Here is a 20,666-nt window from a genome sequence, read left to right as displayed (position 1 = left end):
AGGTCGGTCCGCCATAAGGCGATTTCGCTCCCAGAGACCGGTGGTCGAGCATCAGAGGCATTGGTTCGAACGATCTACACCCAGCTCTTCATCCAGTCCGTTTCCCCTACTTTGCTTACGGGTGGCGTAAGCCGATCCCGGCTGATATAGGCTTGCCGACAACTGCCGGGGCGGAGCGTTATGTCTATGGCTTCTCCTTGATGGTAAGGTCCGGGCGAGCCGGGTCGGACAGCATGCAAGTAAATCTCTTCAGAAAGCTCCTATATAACCGTATCGGACTTCCTAAACCAGGCAACACGCTTAGAGTGAGACCATGGCATCGGCACAACAGATCATCGGGCTCGTGAAGAGCCATGCTGAAGGCGACAAAGATCGTTTCTACGACCTTGCGATGCAGTTGGCTGCCGCGGAATCCCAGAAGGGTCATGGCCGCCTTGCTGAACAGCTTCGCCAGTGGGCGGAAGCGGGCGCAAGCGCCCCGGAACAGAAACGTCCTAATTTGACGCCTCTTGCTGCACCGCGCGGCGAGCTTTCCGGCTTCCTAGGCGCAAGCTATCCCACAGCCCGCATGGCCGATGTCATCGTGCCCCCGGTCATCGAAGACGAGCTCAGGCACCTTGTCGTCGAGATCCATCATGCCGAGAAGCTGGAAGAACGTGGTCTTAGGCCGAGACGGCGGGTGCTTCTCGCTGGTCCGCCTGGCACCGGCAAGACCTTAACGGCGGCAGCTCTATCCGCAGAACTGCGCTATCCGCTCTTCACAGTGCTCCTTCACGGGCTGATCACGAAATTCATGGGGGAGACTGCGCAGAAGCTTCGCATGGTCTTCGACGCCATCAAGACGACGCGCGGCGTCTACCTGTTCGATGAGATCGATGCACTGGCCTCAAGCCGAGGCAACGAGAACGATATCGGTGAGGCGAGACGCGTCCTGAACTCGTTCCTGCAGTTCCTGGACGAAGACACCGGGCCTTCGATCATCATCGCGACGACAAACCTCCCCGAATTACTCGACCGCGCCGTACTGCGTCGCTTCGACCTGGTTCTGTCCTACGACTTGCCGGACGAGGAGGCGATCGAGAAAGCGATGCGCCGCCGGCTGCATGGCTTTGATGTGGGCGAGATCAATTGGGGCCAGATCGCCGGCAGCGCCGACGGCCTATCGACGGCCGACGTTATCGCGGCCGCCGAAGACGCAGCTCGTCGCGCCGTTATTCTCGATTTGGGCACCATCGCGACGTCAGATGTGGTGGCATCGCTCGAGCGGAGACGTTCGCTGCAACGCATAGGAATAGACAAGCATGACTCGAGATCGGCGCCACTTCACGCTGAGTGGAATCGGAAAAGCGCGCCCGTTCGCGGCAAAAACCGGCGGCAAGACAAAACATCCAAGTGACGTCGACCACCGGGAAGCCCACGCGCAAGCTCTGCTTGCGGCACTCGACCATCTTCCAGACGTCACAGAGAACAACCTCCCGGGCGTATATCTAGCGATCGAAGGCCGGCCGCACGAGGTGATGGTCACCAAGAGCTTGAATGCCAGCGGGCTGACGCTCCTCAAAGTCGAGAGGCAAGCTGGCGCACCGCCTGAAGCAACGGTGTTCGCGACCGAGAAGGGTCTGCAGAAGCTTCGAAAAAAGATCGAGGATTTCGGGGGCGATCTTCCCGTCAACGAGGACGGAAGCTTCAAGCCGCCGAAAAACGCCGATTTGGTGCAAAGCATCAGCGCGATTTCCGAAGCCGGGCTTCGGGCCTTGTGGCGCAGCCCCAAAGACCGGTTCCCGACGCAGCCCGGCAAAAAGGCTTGGGAGGTGTGGCTTGACAAGGTGCTCGCATCCGACTTCTTCGCAGGCGCTGCGGACTATGATGTTGCAGTCGGTACGGACAGGCTGGAATTCCCGGAAGATCTGGTGGTGATCGCGGTCGCGACGGCGGTGGAACTGGCGGCGGCCATCCGCAATCTCGGTGGAGTCAGAGCGCTTGCGACACCAACCCGCACGGCGGACGATTTCGACGCCATGCCGATCGAGGAGCAGCACCAATGGGTCGAGGATCTGGTAGGGCGGACGGCTTACGCCGCCAATGCCGATCCAAACTACATCACGCTGCTTGATCGCGGCGTCAGCCGAGCCCACCCCCTGATCCAGCCTGCCCTGGCGGCTGCCGACAGGCACGCGGCAGAAGCGGGTTGGGACGTGAACGACACGGTTGGCCATGGGACGCAACTGGCTGGTCTGGCGCTCTTCGGCGACTTGAGCATGGCACTGCAGACCACCTTGCCGATGACGATCAACCATCGGGTGGAATCGTCGAAGATCATCCCAGATGGCGGGCACAATCCGCATCATCTGCTCGGAACCGTGACCCGCAAGGGTATCGATGTCGCTGAAGCGGTGGCCGAGCGCCGGCGGACCTTCTGCCTGGCGAGCACGACAGAAGACGACACGCCGCACGATGGAGCGCCTACGTCCTGGTCGAGCGAGATCGATCAGTTGGCGTCGGGCGCGTCGGGATTGCAGCAACGCCAGCGGCTCTTTCTCGTCTCCGCTGGAAACAGCGATCAGAACGCGTTTGCCGGTGGCAACTATCTTGCGGTCTCCGATCACCCCGACAATGAGCTGGAGTCACCGGCGCAAGCCTGGAATGCGCTCTGCATCGGCGCCTATACGCAGAAGGTTACGCTCCCGCCGGGCGAGCTGGGTACGTGCGTCGCGCCACTGGGTGATCTGGCGCCGTCGTCGCGAACCGCAAGCTGGCAGTCCTACTGGCCGCTCAAGCCGGACGTCGTTTACGAGGGCGGGAACTGGTTCTTGCATGGTGCGCCACCGCCGATGAAACATCCGGCTCTTGCACCGCTCACGACCGATCATCAATATCCCCAGCGCGCCTTCACCACCTGCGGAGATACAAGCGCTGCAACAGCGCTCGCCTCACGCGACATCACGGCACTGTGGTCCGACTATCCGGAGCTCTGGCCGGAAACAGTCCGGGCAATTTTCGTATCGTCTGCGCGGTGGACCAACCAGATGCTCAGCCATGTCCCAGCGCAGCCGTCTAAGACCGATCTCGGGATCCTCTTCAGGCGTTATGGTTATGGAGTGCCGGATATGGAGCGGGCAAGGCGCAGTGCCTCGAACGCCCTCACGCTGATCGTAGAGGATACGATTAAGCCCTATAAGAAGAGTGCTAGGAAGAATGCCGAGCACATCCATAACGAGCTGAAGCTGTTCGAGCTGCCATGGCCGGTGAAGGAATTGCGCCGCCTCGGTGCTGCTCAGGTAAAGCTGCGCATCAGCCTCAGTACGTTCATGTCACCCAATCCGTCCGAACCGGCGCGCGGATCGAAGTATCGCTATGCCTCGCACAATCTGCGCTTCAAACTGAACCGGGCGAACGAAAAGGCCGGCGCCTTCATCCAACGCATCAGCAAGATTGCCGAACGATCGGATGAAGGAGTCATCGAGGAGCCGGATGGTTGGGAATTTGGCCCGAACCGTCGCGACGTCGGTTCGCTGCAGATCGACCAGCTTACTTGTGCAGCCTCCGATCTCGCGCGTCGCAACCTCATCGCGGTCCATCCCGTCACAGGATGGTGGAAGGCACAGAGCATCCTCGATCCTCGAGATCTTGTCGCCCGTTTTGCGCTCGTCGTTGAGCTCGACGCCGGAACGGTCGAGGCGGAGCTCTATGCCGAGGTGCAAGGGGCGATCGCTGCCATGGCTCCCGCTGTCATCGCTGTCTGATGGTTGTCATACAACGTGACGCGCAGCGTTGAACCGCCCTGGGCGGGGCGTTATCGCCTTTCGTACAAAGGGCCAACTCATTTCTGCGATACGTATGGAACTGGCGGGGACTTGCGCGCAACTGTCGGGCGCTCCACCAAAATGGTCTTCCGTGGCAGGTTGGATACTGCGCTCAACTCCTTGAGCGCATCGTCCAAGCGCTTGTCCGCTGCCGTGAGGCGGTGATGAAGGCGATGGAAATCAGTCCAGGTCGGCGTCCGGAAGGTCTCGAGCCACCTTGACGGTTGTTGAACGTCGCGGGTGAGCGTCCATTGGCGTGCACCGACTCGGCTTTGAGCATGCCGCCGTCTGCACATGATCTCAAGAAAGAGAGCGGCATTCTCTTCGGAAATCGCATATTCCGTCGTCACCAGAATTGGGCCGCTTCTCGGCTTCAGATCGAGTGCCGGCACTGGCGCATCGAAAGCGTCGGAGGCATCGAGTTCCGACTCCAGGCGGTTGCTGATCGGCAGCTTGAGCCCAAAGGACCGCGACCGCCAAGGATGCGGCAGCAGAACATGCCAATGCCATGGAAAGAGAATGATTTTCCGCGATCGCTCCCCACAGCCAGCTGCCTGCCGTGATGCCGCCATAGGTGAAGGCGCTGTAGATGGAGATGGTACGACCGACGACCCAGCGCGGGCTTGCCAGTTGCACGTTGACGCCGAAGCCAGACCAGCCGGTCACGCAGCCGGCGCCACCAGAAGCGAGGCAGGCCGTTGCGACGAAGAGGGAAGACGTCAGCGAAAGTGCGAGCGCACATGCCGCGCATGCAGTGCAAGCAAGTACGATCAGCAGCTCCTGCGTACAGGTGCGTCTAAGCGACGGATTTGCAAATCCTGCTACGAGTGCACCTGCGCCGAAGCCACCCATGAGGATACCGTAGTCGATCGGGCCGCCCTTCAAAAGGTCACGGGCAACCAAGGGCAAGAGTGCCAACATGGAGGTTCCGGCCAACCCGAACAGCGTCCCGCGAACAATCGTTGCCTTGATTTCGGAAGATATTGCTGTGAAGCGCAGACCGTCATAGATAGCCGTCGTCAGCGCTTCCCGGGGAAGAGGCGACATCTGACCCTTCCATTTGTTTCGCCACAGAGCTGTGAGGGGCGCGACGAAGCCAAAGGTGGTGATCGCGACGGTTACGAGCGGTCCAAAGACCGCAACGATGATGCCGCCAAGGGCAGGTCCGATGCTGCGGACTGTATTTGTGGCGGTCAGGTTGAAATGTCCGGATATTTGCAAAGTAGAAATGTCACTTTGGTCTGATCCGGCAGGCCGATCAGCCCCGATCTGAGCGGCTGGGCCGGGTTGCAAGATCAGATCGGGGCGGGTGAGGGGCACCCTTGGACTTTAGCTTTGAGACGATGCGATCGACGCCTCACTCAGCAGCGTCAAGCTTTGCCAGCGCCGCTTTACGGCGTTCGATCACCGCTGGATCGTTCATAAAATCCCTCCGCCGTCCCGGACCGTGAGCCCGTCGCACATAGCCGTTCTTCTCGCTGTTGGTCTTTACATCAGGCTTCGACTGCTGCTCCTGCCGCTCCTTGATATAGGCCAGAACATCGCCGAGCCGCTTGTTCTCGACGATTGCCGCATGCGTCACCCGCTGGTCCTTGTCGAACACCTTGTAGGGCAGGGAGTGTCCCTTCCACCGCACATCGAGCCGGCCGTCTGCATAGGCATAGGTCTCGACATAGCGACCAGCCAATCCACGCGTCACTTCGCTCTCCTCCAGCATGATCCGCTTGCGCTCAAACGAAAACGTCAGCTGCGCCCCGACATAACGCTGCTCGCGTTTGCACAGGATCTCCCTTAACCGATCCGCGGCCAGATTCATCGGCCGGTGCAGATCACCCGATCGGGCAGGCACAAGCGCAAACCGCGCATTGTAGTCCTCCATGAAGCCAGGCAAGAACGCATTGCCTGCCTCCATGTCGTCGATGCCTGCCAGCCGCAATTCCTTGACCAGCCGGTCCTGCAGCGTCCGGTTCATCCGCTCGACACGACCCTTGGCCTGGCTGGAGTTCGCACAAAGAATCTCGATATTTAGCTCTGAAAGCGCCCGCCCGAACTGGGTCATGCCCTGGCCGCCCTTGGCATCTTTCTTCGCCACCCGAAACACCGAATGCTTGTCCGAGTAAAAGGCAATCGGCGCACCGTGATCCCGCAGATAAAGCGCCAGCGCCTCGAAATAGCTGAACGCACTTTCCGAGCGCACGAAGCGCAGCTGCATCAACTTGCCCGTCGCATCATCGACGAACACCAACAGCGAGCACGGATCTCCACGATCTTCGAACCAGCGGTGCTCGGACCCGTCGATCTGTACCAGCTCGCCATAGGCTTCGCGCCGCAACCGCGGCTGATGAAACGTCCGCCGCTGCTTGCGTGACAGCCACAGGCCGGCCTCCGACATCCAGCGACGCAGCGTCTCGCGCGACACACGCAATCCATCGCGCTCGGCAAGCTTCTCCGCCGCCAGCGTCGGACCGAAATCCGCATAACGTTCACGAACCAGCGTCACCGCATAATCCCGAACACCGTCGCTGATCCGGTTGTTCGACGGCCGACCGATCGCCTTATGGCGGATCGACGCCGCGCCGTCGGTGCTGATGCGATCCAACAGCCGCCGCACCTGGCGCTCGCTCAGAGCAAGCACATGCGCCGCCGTGACCATCGTCATCCGGCCGGCGATCACCTTCGACAGAACCTCGATCCGCTGCAGATCACGCTCGCTCATCGCAATCAATCCCATCCGCAATCTCCCACGTCAGCAAACGCGGGGAGTGTGACATTCCAACTTTGCAGAAACAGGACATTCTAACTTTGCGGCTACAGTATTGAACCCCACAATGCTCCTTATGAAACAGCCCCACTGGACTCTTTCATATGCCTTGCCGGAAGGTTTTTGTAATCCATTGTTTTGATAGGAAACATTGACATGAGGGATAAACCGACCTCCGGTGCGCTCTAATCGATATGAACTCCGGATGTAATCCAGGTCGAGCTCAAATGTATAAGGGCAGAGCATTTCATCCGGTGTACCCCGATTAAACATGCATTTAGAGGCGGAGGCGACCCGCCCTGCAATACCGCTCATAGGCGGCCCAATTAAATCAGCTGACGATTCATCGGGCATCTTGCGCAGCGGAGCCTCTCGCGATGGTGGCACTCAGCCGGCGGCCCAGCCCGGTTCGGCATCGGGGGAGGGTGCATGATGACCGGTTCCTTGCGGCAGGTCTTCTGCAGGCGAGATTTCGAAGCCTATCTGCCGCGTCTTGCACATTCCAACGACGGTGGCACCGCCCTCGGTCAGGTAGCCGATGCGCGGCGTGTCGTCATGAATGAAAACGCATCAGCGGTGGAGCACCTGACATGTGCCTAGCCGGCCCAGGTCAAGGAAGTGCTGCGCGCTGGCTGGGGCATTCCTCCAAAGGACTTCGTCATCGAAGAACTGTGTGCTCAAACCCGTGATTGAACGTACGCCTGCGCTAGGGTCCGTGCCTAAATAACGTTTCTTTGTAGCTCTGCCCTTAGAAAGCTCCTTAAGGCCATGTCCCCGGCATCACCGACCTGCGGCATGCCAAATGACCGAGCACTCCTCACGGGCGGCTCTCCCTTGGGCCAAAAGTGATTCGCCTCAGGGTCAGCAAAGGACCTCCAAACTAAACCAGCAAATGTCCGAACGATCCGAATTTCCCGATAACGGTGTAATTATGCGGCGTTCCTGCGCCAAGCGCATCGATAACGCCGGAATTCGTATCTCGCTTTGCGGATAATCTGCTTCGTCAGCGGGATGATGAAGAGCTCAGAGTCACACTTAAATGCAGATAGAGGAGGCTTCCCTACGCGGGCCAACCCCATTTGAATCCGTTGCGCAACGCCGCAATCAGTTCGATCTGCAACGGGCTGGAACTTGAGGTCGTTTACATGAGTCTCCACGCAAGAAATAGTGGTCAGTATATTCGGGACGTAAATATTAGCGCAATGGAGATAGCGATTGATCGGGGCGTCAAAACGGTACTGCAAAGTGCGAAAGTAGGTAAGTTCTGATTTAAAACATTGCGGAACAAAACCGTTGCTTCCGTGCAGCAGGCAAGTATTGCACACGAGATCCAATATTACCTCCGGTGCAGAAGGTATAGTTTCGCTCGATACAGACGGCTGTTGATCCGATATCTCGGAATTTTCGCATTTGAGCGTTCTAAGCAAAAGGTCTGAACCAAGAAGGTCGTAAACTGACTTCGATTGGTTAACTCGCATTAAACTGGTGGTGGAACCGAGAGTCAATCGCCGAAGTAGTAGGGGTTGGGGGCATGATAATTTCTAAGACGCGGGCAACTTTAGTTGTTCCACTTGTTGTGAGCATTGGCCTGCAGGGATGTACCACTGTCGGAGGGGCATCTTATGCGAGTACGACTGCCATGGATCGGGCGATAGGCAAGTGTCTCACCAGCACTGTCATTTCTGCTGGTCTCGGTGCCCTCGCTGGCGCCGCGATTGATGGTGGCCGAGGTGCGGGCCGCGGCGCATTGATCGGAACGGCAGTCGGCGTAGGGGCCTGCGCTGTGCTGTTGCAGATAGCCGCCGAAGAGGATCGGACACGCGTGCGGGAAGCAGAACTTGCGGCAATTGAATCTAACACCAGCAGTACCAGGGCCTTCGTGTCCCGCTCTGGTAAGTCTATTGCTGTATCGACTAGGGTGGCGAGTGCGCCAGTGCCTACAGTAAAGCCTGATGCCACGGCTAAACCGTCCAAGGGGGCGTCAGGCGAAACGAAGCCGCAATTCACTGCATGCCGCTACTCCGAACAGACTGTTTCCGTTGACGGCCAGAGTGCAGGCAGCGGCAAGCAATTGTGGTGTCGTCTCGACACGGGCGACTGGAAACCAATTAAAAGCTAAGTGGAAGACCTCTGTGGCGAACGAAAATCTTTCGATTGATTCCTATCGTGAATTGAACCTTGATCCTGACAGCGAGATCGTCAAGCAGCTTATGTCCGGTGTCGAATCCGAGTTCGGCAGCTCGTCTATCCGATTGACGGACCATGTTGGATCAACGCCTGGCAATCTGACGCCGATGATGTCGTCGTGGTACGTGACCTACATTGCCGGCCCCAGAGGTCAAGCGCTTGACTCTGTCGGAGATCTTCTTGGCGCCAACAGCGATCAAAATCGATCTCGCGGTGTTTTCCTCGAACGCGAAATATCGCACGAGCAAAACCAGCGCATCGAGCGCAAAAGGCAAGCCATTAAAGCTAGCAGGGAAAAGCGGGCAGCGGATTACGACCGCTACGAAGAGGCTCGCATTGAGTACCAAAAAGGTAAGGACACCTATGACGAGCTCCGAGCGCGGCATAATCGCGAAGCGAAGTTGACACCGATGTGGTACATTCCGCTCTTGGGGCTTGTTGGCATTACTGAAATGCTCATAAATTTCGAGTCTTTCAGTAGAAATAAGGCTTACACGCCGGCTATCGCACTCGGCGTCACAATCATAGTAGCCTTAATGCTTGCATACGCATCTCACGTTCATGGAACTTTCCTCCGCCAGATTGAGACGCGATTGGGCGCACATCGACGCGACGGCGACCGAGCCTCTGCATGGCGCATGTTTTCGATCGGTACGGTTTTGCTAGCCATAGCGCTTGGAGCGGTCTATTACGCCCGATCGATAATGTACGCCGACATTCTGCTTGAGAACGCGGTGATGGGCGGCAATGCTCCAAGCCCCTTTTTTGTCATTGGCGGGTCCATGATCGGCAACCTCGGCGTATATGCGGTCGGTGTGATCATCGCATTCTTTGCCCACGACGAAGATCATCATTTTCCAGAGGCGTTGCAAGGAAAAAACAAAGCCGAAAAGAAGATGTATGCGTTGCGTGAAAAAATCAGCGCCCCGCTAAAGCGGGAGTTTGAAAATATTGACGCCACTTGTGAAAAGGCGATCGAGCAAGTCAAAAACAAGCACGCGTCTCTTGGCAGCAACAAGGACTTCCTTGCTAGCCGCACCCTCTTCGCGCAAATCAAAGAACAGGACACGAAAGTCCTAGCTGCACTCCAGGTTTATCGGGTCAAGCTATTGACCGCTCTCAAGGGTAAAGCGCCCAGATTCGAGGTCCAGCCGGAGGTCGAGACCGCTGAGTACCAATTCCTTGATAGTAGCGCGTACGCTGCTCTTCCTCTATCCCTTAAATATATCTGAGGCATCGCCATGAGGTTTTTGAGTGTCGCGCTCGCGTTGGCTTTTTCTGCGACAGCGAGCTTCGCGCAGGTAAAAACAGAGGACGAATCCTGCTCGAAGAATGGCGCGAAGCCATCGCTTCGTCAGACGGTGGTAATCGTCGACGGGAATGTTGCTGTTCCGGACAAGCCAGAAGGGCCTGCTCCAGAAAACCAAGAGTGGCGCAAATTCACGGCTCGATTTTTCGATGCCAATAATAAGAACATCGATCAAGTAATGGCGCCGCGAGAACGGATAACCATCGCAATCGCGAACTCTGATGGTAGTGGCCTCGTCTCAATTTTTACCGGATGCGTTCCTTTCGTCAGCAAGGCTGAGGCCGAGAGCCTGAACGCATCGACGACCAACATGCAGAAATTCTTCGGGAAGGATTGGGTTAGTGCTCAGAGGGACGTGGCAGAGTCTTTTACTCGAGCTGCGACGCTTGCCCTGATCGAGGGCTTGAAGAAGGCAAAGGTTGGAGTTCCCGGCGCTAAGAAGCCGTTTGCTCATGGAGCATTGGTCCAAGCGATAAACAAGGGGCAGAGCTATTCGATAGCAAGCGGACTGCCTCGCGTTATCGTATACTCGGACCTCACCAGATATGACATGCCGGTGTCGGATGTCGCCGGTTCACGCCAGCAAGGAAGAATGGACGCCGAGGCCATTAGCCTCGACCTTCAGCGGGCCGATATCGATCTATTTAGTATCGGTTCAGCTCTCTCAGAGGCGCAGACCGAATATCTCAAAGCCTTCTTCCTGGCGGGCAAAGCGAAGGTTGACACGATTGGCAGCTCGGGTAGTTCCCTAACCGAAAACAAGGAGCCGATCAGTTCAGCCGTATACCAAGGGGCAATTTCCTACGGCAAAGGTCAATATCCTGTTCGTATGAGACTGGCACGTGATCAAAATGGCTCCGTAGTGATGTCCTGGATGGAAGAGCAGTCGAACAGAACGCTGTTTGCACCATTCAGCGGCATCCTGAACTGCGAGAGCGAGAGCAAATGCGAGTTTGTGGGTGACAGAGTGTTTGCACAGATATGGACTGACAAGCCGGGACCGGAGCCTGCTTGTGAGAAATGGATGCCATTTGGCGGATTGAGAGACCTATCGTTTGCGCTTGATGGCGACGTTCTCAATGGCAAGATTTCCGATGGCGTCTGTATCATCAATTTCATGGAAGATGGCGTACAGTTCCAGTTACGGCGCGTACCGAATGCCGTATTCTAAGTCTTCGGCATTTTACGCCGCACTCCTGTCGGGTCTCGCATTGATGACAACTCCGGCGGGGGCTCAGTCCGCTTGTCCTGTAGACGTTGCCGCTCGGATGCCATGTCCGCAAGAAGCGTGGCAGACGGTGGGAATAGAGCATGCTGACCGAATGGCTCGATTGAAGAGATTATCGAAGGGGCGACAGGGCTTCTCCTTTTTTGAGGAAACGGTGTCACCGTCCGAGCATGGGCTCAAAGACTTTCCCGCCGACATTCCGGTTCTCAGAGTTGTAGCCCAACAAGACATTTTCTTCGACAGTGGGAGCGATCAAATCCGTCCTGAGGCCTATAAACTCCTGGACATCGTTGCTGACAGTTTGAAGCAAGAACCTCCTGACGTCGTCTTGTTTGTAGCCGGCCACACAGACGCTGATGGCGAGGAAGATTATAATATCGATCTCGGTCTTTCTCGTGCGCACGCAGTGGCATCTGCCCTCGTGCTCCGCGGGGTGTACCAGGCATCGATTTACCGCGTATCTTTTGGCGAATACATGCCAATTGCGCCGAATGATACTGTGCGAAGCAAAGCTAAAAACAGACGCGTCGAATTCCTCTTTGGAGCTAAGCCCGAAGCTCTCGTCGTAGACATCAAGCGGCAAAACGTGAATCTGTGTAGTGGCGACAATAGTGAGTGCAAAAAGCAGATTCGCATCGAAATCGAAAAGGTTTCCGTTTCGAGGGACTTTGAGAAAAAGATTGTCGAGATCAACAACGAGGTTAAAGCGATCGAGAAACAGTCTGGGAGAAGTCCAGTCGAGATCACCAAGGCGCGGCAAGAAGTCGAGCTTGAGCGTACAAAGATCCCAGTGGAGATCGATCGACAGAAGATTTATGTCGACCTTGGCCGATAACGCAGGCATCTTTGTTGCAGTTTCGCTGTCGGCGATGTCATGCCCGCCGCACGCAACAGCTGCCGAAACACAGTTCGGCGACTACGAAATCAGACTTTGCCACGTCGATCTTCAAGATCGTTCGTCCAATCCAAATCTCCCCGGCGGTTGGTCCCTTATTGACCGGAATGACAACATACCTGTCCTATGCCTATACGGTAGTCTGGCAACGGTTTCACTGGCCACTTTGTATCCAAAGCTTGCGAGCCTTAGATCGGTTGATATCGTGGTAAAGACAACCGGAGGACCGGTTGATGTCTGGCTGCCTTTGGGGGAAACGCTTGTGGGAAAGCTCAGACAACTCGTCATAGACGAGGCATGCTTCTCAAGCTGTGCGAACTATCTAGTTCCACTGGCAACACAGGTGATTGCAGGACGCAATACGTTGATTGTTTGGCATGGTGGGCCAATCACTGGATCGAGTGACATTTTGAAAGGAACTGATGTTGCGACCGCGATCCATTATGATGACCTGGCGCGGCGTACTCAGAGGCTCTATGAACTCGCACGTGTGGACAGTGCGATTTTGGCAGTTTCCGCTGCCATGCCTTCAAAATCAAAATTTAAGGCGATTTTTGGTGATGCAGCCAAAAGCCTTTCAGGTTATGCGTTCTCACCAACGCGATTGACACAATGCTTTCGTTTCAAAAATCTGAAGCACATGTGGCATGCGGGCGACGACGAAGCGGTAGCCAAGCTGGGGATGGAACGAAGTTCCTCCCTTGCCCTACTGGAAAATCCGTCGGCAGAGCGTGACGGGTCTATTGATTGCTTGAACAGGTAAATTTAGCATGGCCGAGCCCAGCGGTGCCACCCTTCCAGCTGACGGGGCGGGGACATGAATGACGAGGCATCGCGGTGCCCCTGAAGCTAAAGGTTGGGTCTAAAATTAAGCTTTTCAACTTAGTGGCGCCGATCGATGAGACTGCATCAGGGTGGGAAATGCTTAGCGAGCACGATATCGCGTACTTCAAGCGGCGCATTGACGACGTGTTGCAGAATGGGCGTGCAACGGAATGGCAGCACCAGTTCTTAAGCGACATTCGCGACAAGATGGCTCGCTACGGCGTCCGAACCAAGGTGAGCGAGAAGCAGTTTGCGATCCTAAGACGCCTGACGCAGGATCAATCGCCGCCCCCAAAACTCGACGTGGTCTCTGATGCGACACTACCACCTCATCAGCCATGCCAACGACCGAAAAGCCAAAGCCATTCGCCCGGCGCGCCGTTCATGCGAACACCGCGCAAACGCAATCCCTTTCGTGTACGCAATCCGCTTCGGCCACGAAATCCCTTCCGACCCCGGAATCCGTTTCGGCCGCACTACCCTCTTCGATCCGTGTCCGGTGCAGGACGTGACACCCTGCTGATCATAATTGGCTGCATACTCTTCGTCGGCTTGTTGGCCAGCCTTCTTGGACGCCAGGTCGACGGCGCCGGCAGTGTCGAGCCGCAAGCCGGGTCCAGGGTTGTGGCCAACGCACCGTCCCTGGGCGCCAAAGGTAGAGCAAGTTTTACGATCACCGATGGTGACACGATCCGTCTGAGCAACGGCACGCGCGTGAGATTGATTGGCTTCAACACGCCGGAAAAATACGAGCCGATGTGTTCAAACGAAGCTAAATTAGGAAATCGCGCTTCTGAACGCCTGCGGGAATTGGTGGGTCGGGCGAACTCGACCAACGTCAGTTTAGTCGCGTGCTCTTGCAAACCCGGTACCGAAGAGACGAAAAAATGCAATTACGGTCGTAGCTGCGGCAAACTTGAAGTCGACGGTCGCGACGTCGGACAGATCTTGATCAGTGAGGGCCTTGCCGTTCCCTTTGTATGTGGAGCGACCGGCTGCCCGCCAACCCCGCGGCCCTGGTGTGGATGACTTAACTTCATGTCGCACAGCTACCTTCTTCCAAGCCTTCTGACATCCACCGTGAAGATCGCAATTACGAGCCTCTTCCTGGTCGCATCCGTGTTCGTTCAGGTGTCACAAGCGAATACCCCGTGTAGCGGGCGCAAGGGTGGCATCGACCACTGCCAAGGAGAGACGTTCATTTGTCGCGATGGCTCCGTAAGTGCGAGCAAGAAGTCCTGCGAAGCTACGATGGGCGCCACCGGACTGTTGAGTTCTGACGCCGAGGATATGCAGCCAACCCTGTCTGGCGAATGCTCGTGCCGTGGAGGAAACTATTGTACGGGTCCAAGGGGAGGGCGCTATTGTCTCACCGATAGCGGGAAGAAGAGCTATCTGCGGAAATAGGTTGGGTAAGCCGCTAGGCTATGGCAAGCTCGGGATCGATGCCGACGATGTCCATCACGGCATGGTCTACGTCGACGATCTCGACTGGAGCGTCGGGGCGTAGTCCCGGCCGCTCTCCAGAACATCGCGCTCGTATTCGTTCAGATCGTGGAGCCGGCGTCCAATCGTCCGATCGCTGTGCCTGCATGCACCGTCTTCGGGCAGAGATCCCGGATATGACGGAAATCTCCATCCGGCTGCGCGAGTGCCATGAGGAGGGCCTGCACCATCCATCCCCCATTGGCCACCGGCCTGAACTGCGAGATGTTCGGCCTTGTGCGTGGCTCGGACGACTTCGCTGCCCCCGCGTGTACCGGGTCGAGATAGAGCCCAGTCTGATCGCCCTTGCCCCGCTTGCCATAGACGCGCCCGGTCTTCTTGGGTATTTCCGGCTGGCCCCGGTTGTGACCTCGACGATCGCGCCCTTCCTCGGCAGGTGCTGGTCATTCATTCCGGCTGGGCGCCCGGGAACGCTTCCACATCGGTGTAGCGATTGTCCCCTGATCAGCCGGGCTGAAGAGACCGTCGGCCCATTCAATGCCAATTGACTTCGAGGAGATCATCGCCGGTACTGGCGTCACGGGCAAATATCCGGGTCCTCGATAGTCCGTTGGCTATCTGCCACCGGGCGGCGGTATTGTCCTTCTTCGGCTTGTTGGCCTTCCATACTGCTTTCTGATCCTCGAGCGAGGCGGCGGCGATGGTGCGCAACGGCTGCTCCTTTGGCATGTCGCCCCTGACCATCTGGTCGAGCATGGCCGGTTGTCGACGGTCTCAGTGAGATTTGCAGATCGGACAGCTCCGCCACCACGTCATTTCCGAACGCGGAAAACAGGTTGATCAACTCATCTTGGCGTGGCTGGCCGAATGCCAATCGATAGGTCGCCAGAGATTTCTTCAGTTTCTCGAAGCGCTCGACCTCTCTGCTGAACGGAGGGATGAGCACAACGCGTTGAATTTTTTCGCTGCCGGGGCAAAGCCAGAAAGGCACGATATCGCCGGCGCGACCGTGCGCGATCTCGTGCTGCCGAGCGGCCTCGAACATGCTCTCCCATGGTCCGACACGACCACCCTCGCTCTGGGCGAAATCGCCGAAGCTGGCAGCAATATTGCGTCGGACGGCATGGTTCTTAAAGCGGTGAACCCGACCTTCCCGTTGCTCGATGTCGACGGGATTACGCGGGAGGTTCCAGTGGACGATGCGGGCACAATAGGGGTGGAAATCCAGGCCCTCTTGGCCAATGGAAGTTGTCGCCAGAACGAACGGGCGGAAAGGGGATTTGAAGGCCGCTTGGACGAGCGTCGTGCGGCGGACGCCCTTTTCATCCTCTGCCTTTGTTGCAAATCGCATCGCAAAACGCGCACGCACCTCGAATGTCTTATCGTGCAAGCGTGAGCGCCCGGCAGTCCAGTGATCAAGCGTTATTTGTGCCGGCCGTAGGGCAACGACTTCGACGACCTTCGCAGCAATGAGTCCCGCGCGTTTGTCCGCTTCCAGTTCGATGCCGCGCTCAGCTTCAAGTACGAGCTGGAGATATTCATCCAACACTGCGGACAAGTCGTGCATTGCGGCATGCGTAATGACCTGGCGCCAATAGTTCAGGGGCGATGTTTCTCTCAACAATACCCGGCTTTCTGGCTGATTATATAGTGTCCGGAAGCCGAGAGCGATCGCGACTGCCGCTCCGACGAGAGCAGGGTGGTTTAGTGGCAGCTCCGGACAAAGGCGACCAAGTGCTCGAAGGGCACACGTTGCCGGTGATCCAAGAGCAAAATCTGCGAGTTTGTCGTAGACATCTCGGGCATCTTCATCGTCGGAATGATCTTCCGCTTCGAGTGCTTTCCTGAGCACCCCAATGGCGCGTGCCATAGCGCCGTGCTCCTCGTGGCCTTCGTGCTCGATGGCGCCCACCCTGCTCCAGTCCACGCGTCTTCCCAGATTATCTTCCAAATTGAGCGGGAGGAGTCGGTCGGATTTCCCGGACAGACGCAATAGTTGCTCCGCGTTGATGAGTTCCTTGAGCACTTCTACCGCCTGGAGGCGCAGCTCATCATGGCTTGCCGCACGTCCAAACCGGCGCTCCATTGCCAAGGGGTCTATCCAAGCCGCCAGCGTAGCGGAGGGGTAGAGCATTGGCATCATCTCCTCGATGCCAATCGGACGGCTGGTGCGGCTGACCAGATCGCTTGTCATGCCCATGCGACGGCTTGCTTCATGCGAGAGAAGCGCGGCGATCGCGTCCGGCACCATCGACCAGTCTGAAAATATGAGCGACTTCGTGGCCGGGGCCGGTTCTCCGTATGATGGCCGAGAGGGCGGAAGCCACAATGCGCGATCAAGTCCGTGCTCGAAGGCTGTGTCGGCCACCACGCGCATTCTCGCGTTTCTCAGAGGAATCTCTGCATAGCTCTCAACCTGCTCCTTGCTGATGAGGAACGGAGCCGCCCCCTTGATTGCACTGCGCAGTTCGCTGGACGGCTGCAGTTTCAGCGCCTGCAGTTTCTGACGAAGCTTGTATTCACGCATGAAGTTGAGCAGGTATGGCGACGACTTCCAATACTCGACGATACCCGGTGCGCTGACAATCGCCGCCACCTGGGCAATCGCCTTCGCCTCCTTGAGGTCCTCCGTCTCGATCATCAGCTCTGGCTTGCTCTCCTTGACCAGAGCATTGCGGTCGTCAGTGGAATCCACGCGCTCGGTTCGGGCGATGACCTCGCCCAGAATGTGCTGGACACGGTCACGCTGGACACGGGCGTGAGCGCTCGTCTCGGGCATTGCCTGCAACGCACGGCGGAAGCCTTTAAGCTCCTGTTCGAGTTCCTTAATCCGAGCGTCACCATCTTCTTCGCCGAACAGGAAGCGCATGGTGCGCAAGAAGTCACTATAGTGATCGCCCTCTTCCGGATCGTCGCTGTTCAATGTCAGCATGCGGTATGGCGTTGCTGATAGCAGCAACAGGCGCGCTTTCGAGCCGTCGGCGCCGGAGTAGGAAAAAAGAGCACGCGCGAGCTCCGCCGCGGCTGCCTTTTCGGGCGCCGACTTCTCATCGTGCTCGTGCAGCAGGTCGGCAAACCGCTGAAATTCGTCAAGGATGATCAAATCCGGACTCAACGCATCAACGCAAATCCGAGCCAGGACGCGGCGTAACTCACCGATCATGACAGCCGGCCGCTGATCGGGAGGATAGTTTGGATTTCTTTTGTTCCTCGCCAACTCCGCGGCGGCACGAATTCGCTCTATGAATTCATCCCCGACGGCGGCGTTGAAATTCTTGGCGATTTCTTCGGAGATTTTCTGGCCGCGCATCCAGTCGGTCCAACCCGGCCAGTTCTCGGCATCGACACCTCCACGGAAAACCCGCTGTATGCCCCTGTGCCGAATGCCGAGCCTCTTCCGCAGCATCTCGTAAATGAGCGCCCGTTCCTTTGCGGTACCGAGCGATGATTTCAGATCGAGTGCCGTTCCCGGGGTGAGGCTGACGAGATTTATTGGTCGGGAGGCAATCCCGCCATCTTGCTCGATTTCCAATGGTAGCAAGGTGAGGCGGGTGTTCAACGGTTTTGTCGTCGAGCCGATGACGTTGAGCGACTTGATGTTCTGCTCGGCGATCGCCTGGTTTGAGCAAATGTAAACAACGTCAATACGGTCGACCTTGCCCGTCAGCTCCTCAATCGCCTTCGCAATGACGCCTCGTGCCACCATGGTCTTGCCAAGACCAACCTCATCGGCAACAAGAAACTGCCTCGTCGTCTGCCGGTCAGTGAAAAGACGCCGAAACACATAGTTGACGGTGGCGCGCTGAAAGGGCTTGAGCAGCTTCAGATGCTCGTCTGCTTGATAGGTCAAGGCCGAGCTTCTTCGCATCAATGCAGAGGTGACCGAACTCATGAACGAAGGGTTGGATTTCGAGCATCTCCGCCCCCGGCAGAGGTTTCTCAACAAGAAGCGTGCCGCCGAAGGCAAGCCGCCGAGCGTTCCCCTGAGTGATCTTTTTGAGTTCGCCCGTGAGACCGTCGCGTACGATACCCGCCCCATCCTGACGGAACTCATGAAGCTGGGTTCGACACCAGTCGAAGGCGCCGACACGTTCCGTACACGGATCTCGAACAGACCTTGGTACAAGTTCTTCAACTATGGGTCTAACGGCGAAATCACCTGGAAGAAGGAAGACCTCGGTGAAAATGTCGCCCTGGTCAACCGGGCGCGGACAAAGATCCACGAAGGGCTGCGGCCGGAGGCAACGGATCTGCTCTTCAGCAAGACCTACTTCGCGCTCGAGGAGACAGGCCTGGGTTGGCCGAGCTTCTATGGCCCGGAGGAATACACGCCGGAGAAATCCCGCGACGACGCGATGCTACGCATATTCGCGGACGCGTACCGCATCACGCCCAACCCCTACATGGAAGAGGTGAAGACCGACTGGAAGTCGTCGCACGACATGCTGGGTCGCGGCGACAACCGCATGCGCCGTCTCATGACGAAGCTGTTCCCGATGCAGACCGAAAAGGAGTGCGACGACTTCCTTCACAAGTTGAAGAACAGCCTGAAACAAACGCGTGTGGCAGGATCCATCGACATCAGCCTGCTTTTCTTCCGGGCTGCTGATCCGGCTGGAAAGGCTTGGCGATGCGACCGTTGTGGCCGTGTCCATCTCCATGAAGGCTTCGGAAAGTGCACCCGTTGCGGCGAAGTGCTGACGAGGCCCGATGATTTGACGGCGTCGGTGATCGCACACGGGAACTTTCTCGGGCGGCGCGTCAAGCGATCTGTCGAAGGCAACGAAAAGCTCTTCAGATTGAAATGCGAGGAATTGACGGGACAGACGAGCGATCCGGCCGAGCGCCTCCAGCAGTTCAAGGGCGTTTTCGTCAAGGAGGACGACGAGAGCGAGCCGGAATTCGAATGGCGTAAGCTCTTCGACACCGTGGATCTGCTGTCCGTCACCACCACGATGGAAGTCGGGGTCGATATCGGTTCGCTGCAGGCAGTTTACCAAGGCAACATGCCGCCGCAGCGTTTCAACTATCAGCAGCGTGTCGGTCGCGCAGGTCGACGCGGCCATCTCCGCGACCGAGATCCTGATCCAGCGAGCGGCGCTCGATCTCGACATCGCGCCGGAAGAGTTCGATGCACTGGCGCCAAACATCATGGTAACGCTCTCAGGAGAGAGGCTGCCCTACCTGCAGATCTCCGATGCCCTCCCGAATGGCTCGGGCTTCTGCCGTCACCTGTTGGGGGACAGCACGATCCCGGTCTCAGGCCTGATCAAGAGCATTCTGGACGACCCGGAGGAGTGGCCGAGGGAAGACGTAGGGGTTGACGCTCACATCAAGAGCTGCGGCTCGTCGTGCTACAAATGCCTCCAACGATACAACAACAGGAACTTCCATGGCCTCCTCGACTGGCGGCTCGGGCTTGCCTATCTCAGGGCGCTGGCGGAGCCGGAATACGACGCTGGGTTCGATGGAGACTACGGGTGCTTCGAGGTGTCGGACTGGACAGCCATGGCCGTAGATTTGGCAGAGCAGACGAAGACCTACATCCCAGGTAACATTGTATCCCACGTGAAGGGCAGGGCTGACATCCCGATCTTCTCCTTGGACAATCACAACAACACGTGGGGCGTGGTGGTTCATCCGCTTTGGGATGCGCGCAAGCTATTCGGCAAGTGGGGGCTCGATAGGAGTTATTTCGCCGTCGACAGTTTCGAGCTTTCGAGACGCCCGCTGCTTGTTCTTCAGCGTGCTCGGGGCGCTGTGAAATGAGCCGTCTTTCCGCCGCGCTTCGACGACCGATGCAATTCGGGTAACAATAGCGCCGGTCGTCTCGTGTTCCCAGAACCTGAGCGCGATCCAGCCAAGCTGCACGAGATGCGCCGTCGCACGCGCATCCCTTGCCCGGTTGCGCTCGATCTTGCCGAGCCAGAAGTCGGAATTCTTTTTAACGGACGGAGGATGCGCTTCGCACCCATGCCAGAAGCATCCATCCAGGAACACCGCAATCTTCGAACCCGGAAAGGCGAAGTCACACGTCGTCCGCTTCATGCCGGGGATCGGGTAGTGGATGCGATAGCGAAGCCCGCGGGCATAGAGATGCGAGCGGATAGTGAGTTCGAAGGGGTTGTCCTTGCGCGCCGTGTGCTGCATCCGGCGGCGAACGGCTTCGGTGGCTTGCAGGTCTAGTGGCATCAACCTACCTTCGTTCATGG

At 57.5% G+C, this 20,666-nt stretch carries 14 protein-coding genes and 2 pseudogenes; 10 read left to right on the top strand and 6 right to left on the bottom strand.

The window, feature by feature from the left end; all coding sequences use genetic code 11:
• Window positions 1-313: 313 nt before the first annotated feature.
• Both NXC14_RS23780 and NXC14_RS23775 read left to right on the top strand, forming a co-directional pair.
• A complete protein-coding gene (locus NXC14_RS23780; RefSeq protein WP_085780504.1) occupies window positions 314-1,396 on the top strand; it encodes an ATP-binding protein in 1,083 nt (360 codons plus the stop codon).
• On the top strand, window positions 1,302-3,743 hold the full coding sequence (locus NXC14_RS23775) for a S8 family peptidase (protein WP_245362189.1): 2,442 nt from the start codon (window positions 1,302-1,304) through the stop codon (window positions 3,741-3,743). The genes NXC14_RS23780 and NXC14_RS23775 overlap by 95 nt, the downstream gene beginning before the upstream one ends.
• 77 nt (window positions 3,744-3,820) lie before the next feature.
• Here NXC14_RS23775 and NXC14_RS33895 read toward each other — a convergent pair whose 3' ends face one another.
• The 3 genes from NXC14_RS33895 to NXC14_RS23765 form a co-directional block, all read right to left on the bottom strand.
• Window positions 3,821-4,195, bottom strand: a complete 375-nt coding sequence (locus tag NXC14_RS33895; protein ID WP_281064593.1) for an MFS transporter — start codon at window positions 4,193-4,195, stop codon at window positions 3,821-3,823.
• Window positions 4,104-5,024, bottom strand: coding sequence for an MFS transporter (locus NXC14_RS23770; protein ID WP_245362188.1), 921 nt, complete (start codon window positions 5,022-5,024; stop codon window positions 4,104-4,106). Before NXC14_RS23770 ends, NXC14_RS33895 begins: the two co-directional genes overlap by 92 nt.
• Before the next feature lie 136 nt (window positions 5,025-5,160).
• Entirely contained in the window at window positions 5,161-6,534 is a 1,374-nt protein-coding gene (locus NXC14_RS23765; RefSeq protein ID WP_085780502.1) for an ISNCY family transposase, read from the bottom strand.
• Between the two features lie 462 nt (window positions 6,535-6,996).
• On the opposite strand from NXC14_RS23765, the gene NXC14_RS32665 reads away from it, so the two are divergent.
• From NXC14_RS32665 to NXC14_RS33600, 7 genes are all read left to right on the top strand, one after another.
• Entirely contained in the window at window positions 6,997-7,164 is a 168-nt protein-coding gene (locus NXC14_RS32665; protein WP_198175542.1) for a hypothetical protein, read from the top strand.
• 1,532 nt (window positions 7,165-8,696) lie between these two features.
• Window positions 8,697-9,983 carry a hypothetical protein gene (locus NXC14_RS23760; protein WP_085780501.1) on the top strand — a complete coding sequence of 429 codons (1,287 nt, stop codon included), beginning with the start codon at window positions 8,697-8,699 and terminating at the stop codon, window positions 9,981-9,983.
• Window positions 9,984-9,992: 9 nt separating this feature from the next.
• Window positions 9,993-11,231, top strand: a complete 1,239-nt coding sequence (locus tag NXC14_RS23755) for a hypothetical protein (protein ID WP_085780500.1) — start codon at window positions 9,993-9,995, stop codon at window positions 11,229-11,231.
• 151 nt (window positions 11,232-11,382) lie between these two features.
• Entirely contained in the window at window positions 11,383-12,123 is a 741-nt protein-coding gene (locus tag NXC14_RS23750) for an OmpA family protein (RefSeq protein ID WP_198175541.1), read from the top strand.
• Window positions 12,104-12,946, top strand: a complete 843-nt coding sequence (locus tag NXC14_RS32660; protein WP_157131487.1) for a hypothetical protein — start codon at window positions 12,104-12,106, stop codon at window positions 12,944-12,946. The genes NXC14_RS23750 and NXC14_RS32660 overlap by 20 nt, the downstream gene beginning before the upstream one ends.
• Window positions 12,947-13,020: 74 nt before the next feature.
• Entirely contained in the window at window positions 13,021-14,037 is a 1,017-nt protein-coding gene (locus tag NXC14_RS33605; RefSeq protein ID WP_245362187.1) for a thermonuclease family protein, read from the top strand.
• Window positions 14,038-14,046: 9 nt separating this feature from the next.
• On the top strand, window positions 14,047-14,415 hold the full coding sequence (locus tag NXC14_RS33600) for a hypothetical protein (protein WP_085780498.1): 369 nt from the start codon (window positions 14,047-14,049) through the stop codon (window positions 14,413-14,415).
• Between the two features lie 356 nt (window positions 14,416-14,771).
• On the opposite strand, the pseudogene NXC14_RS33595 reads toward NXC14_RS33600, so the two are convergent.
• Together NXC14_RS33595 and NXC14_RS33590 are read right to left on the bottom strand one after the other, a co-directional pair.
• Window positions 14,772-15,216: pseudogene (locus NXC14_RS33595) on the bottom strand (plasmid partitioning protein); the annotation flags it as partial.
• A 382-nt stretch (window positions 15,217-15,598) separates the two neighbouring features.
• Window positions 15,599-15,805, bottom strand: a pseudogene (locus NXC14_RS33590) (helicase-related protein); the annotation flags it as partial.
• Window positions 15,806-18,344: 2,539 nt separating this feature from the next.
• Here NXC14_RS33590 and NXC14_RS23730 point away from each other — a divergent pair.
• On the top strand, window positions 18,345-19,778 hold the full coding sequence (locus tag NXC14_RS23730) for a helicase-related protein (protein WP_245362186.1): 1,434 nt from the start codon (window positions 18,345-18,347) through the stop codon (window positions 19,776-19,778).
• A 337-nt stretch (window positions 19,779-20,115) separates the two neighbouring features.
• Here the strand turns inward: NXC14_RS23730 and NXC14_RS23725 are convergent, their stop codons facing one another.
• Window positions 20,116-20,646 (bottom strand): very short patch repair endonuclease, encoded by a 531-nt coding sequence (locus tag NXC14_RS23725; protein ID WP_085780497.1) that lies wholly within the window; start codon window positions 20,644-20,646, stop codon window positions 20,116-20,118.
• Between the last annotated feature and the right edge of the window lie 20 nt (window positions 20,647-20,666).

The organism is Rhizobium sp. NXC14, assembly GCF_002117485.1.
GTDB lineage: Bacteria > Pseudomonadota > Alphaproteobacteria > Rhizobiales > Rhizobiaceae > Rhizobium.
This window is presented reverse-complemented; position numbering and strand designations above follow the sequence as displayed.

Excerpts from the sequence above, each read along its gene's own strand:
- NXC14_RS23780 (WP_085780504.1), top strand. The coding sequence starts at position 314 with ATGGCATCGGCACAACAGATCATCGGGCTCGTGAAGAGCCATGCTGAA.
- NXC14_RS23775 (WP_245362189.1), top strand. The coding sequence starts at position 1,302 with ATGACTCGAGATCGGCGCCACTTCACGCTGAGTGGAATCGGAAAAGCG.
- NXC14_RS23765 (WP_085780502.1), bottom strand. The coding sequence starts at position 6,534 with ATGGGATTGATTGCGATGAGCGAGCGTGATCTGCAGCGGATCGAGGTT.
- NXC14_RS32665 (WP_198175542.1), top strand. The coding sequence starts at position 6,997 with ATGACCGGTTCCTTGCGGCAGGTCTTCTGCAGGCGAGATTTCGAAGCC.
- NXC14_RS23755 (WP_085780500.1), top strand. The coding sequence starts at position 9,993 with ATGAGGTTTTTGAGTGTCGCGCTCGCGTTGGCTTTTTCTGCGACAGCG.
- NXC14_RS23750 (WP_198175541.1), top strand. The coding sequence starts at position 11,383 with ATGGCTCGATTGAAGAGATTATCGAAGGGGCGACAGGGCTTCTCCTTT.
- NXC14_RS32660 (WP_157131487.1), top strand. The coding sequence starts at position 12,104 with ATGTCGACCTTGGCCGATAACGCAGGCATCTTTGTTGCAGTTTCGCTG.
- NXC14_RS33600 (WP_085780498.1), top strand. The coding sequence starts at position 14,047 with ATGTCGCACAGCTACCTTCTTCCAAGCCTTCTGACATCCACCGTGAAG.
- NXC14_RS23730 (WP_245362186.1), top strand. The coding sequence starts at position 18,345 with ATGAACGAAGGGTTGGATTTCGAGCATCTCCGCCCCCGGCAGAGGTTT.
- NXC14_RS23725 (WP_085780497.1), bottom strand. The coding sequence starts at position 20,646 with ATGCCACTAGACCTGCAAGCCACCGAAGCCGTTCGCCGCCGGATGCAG.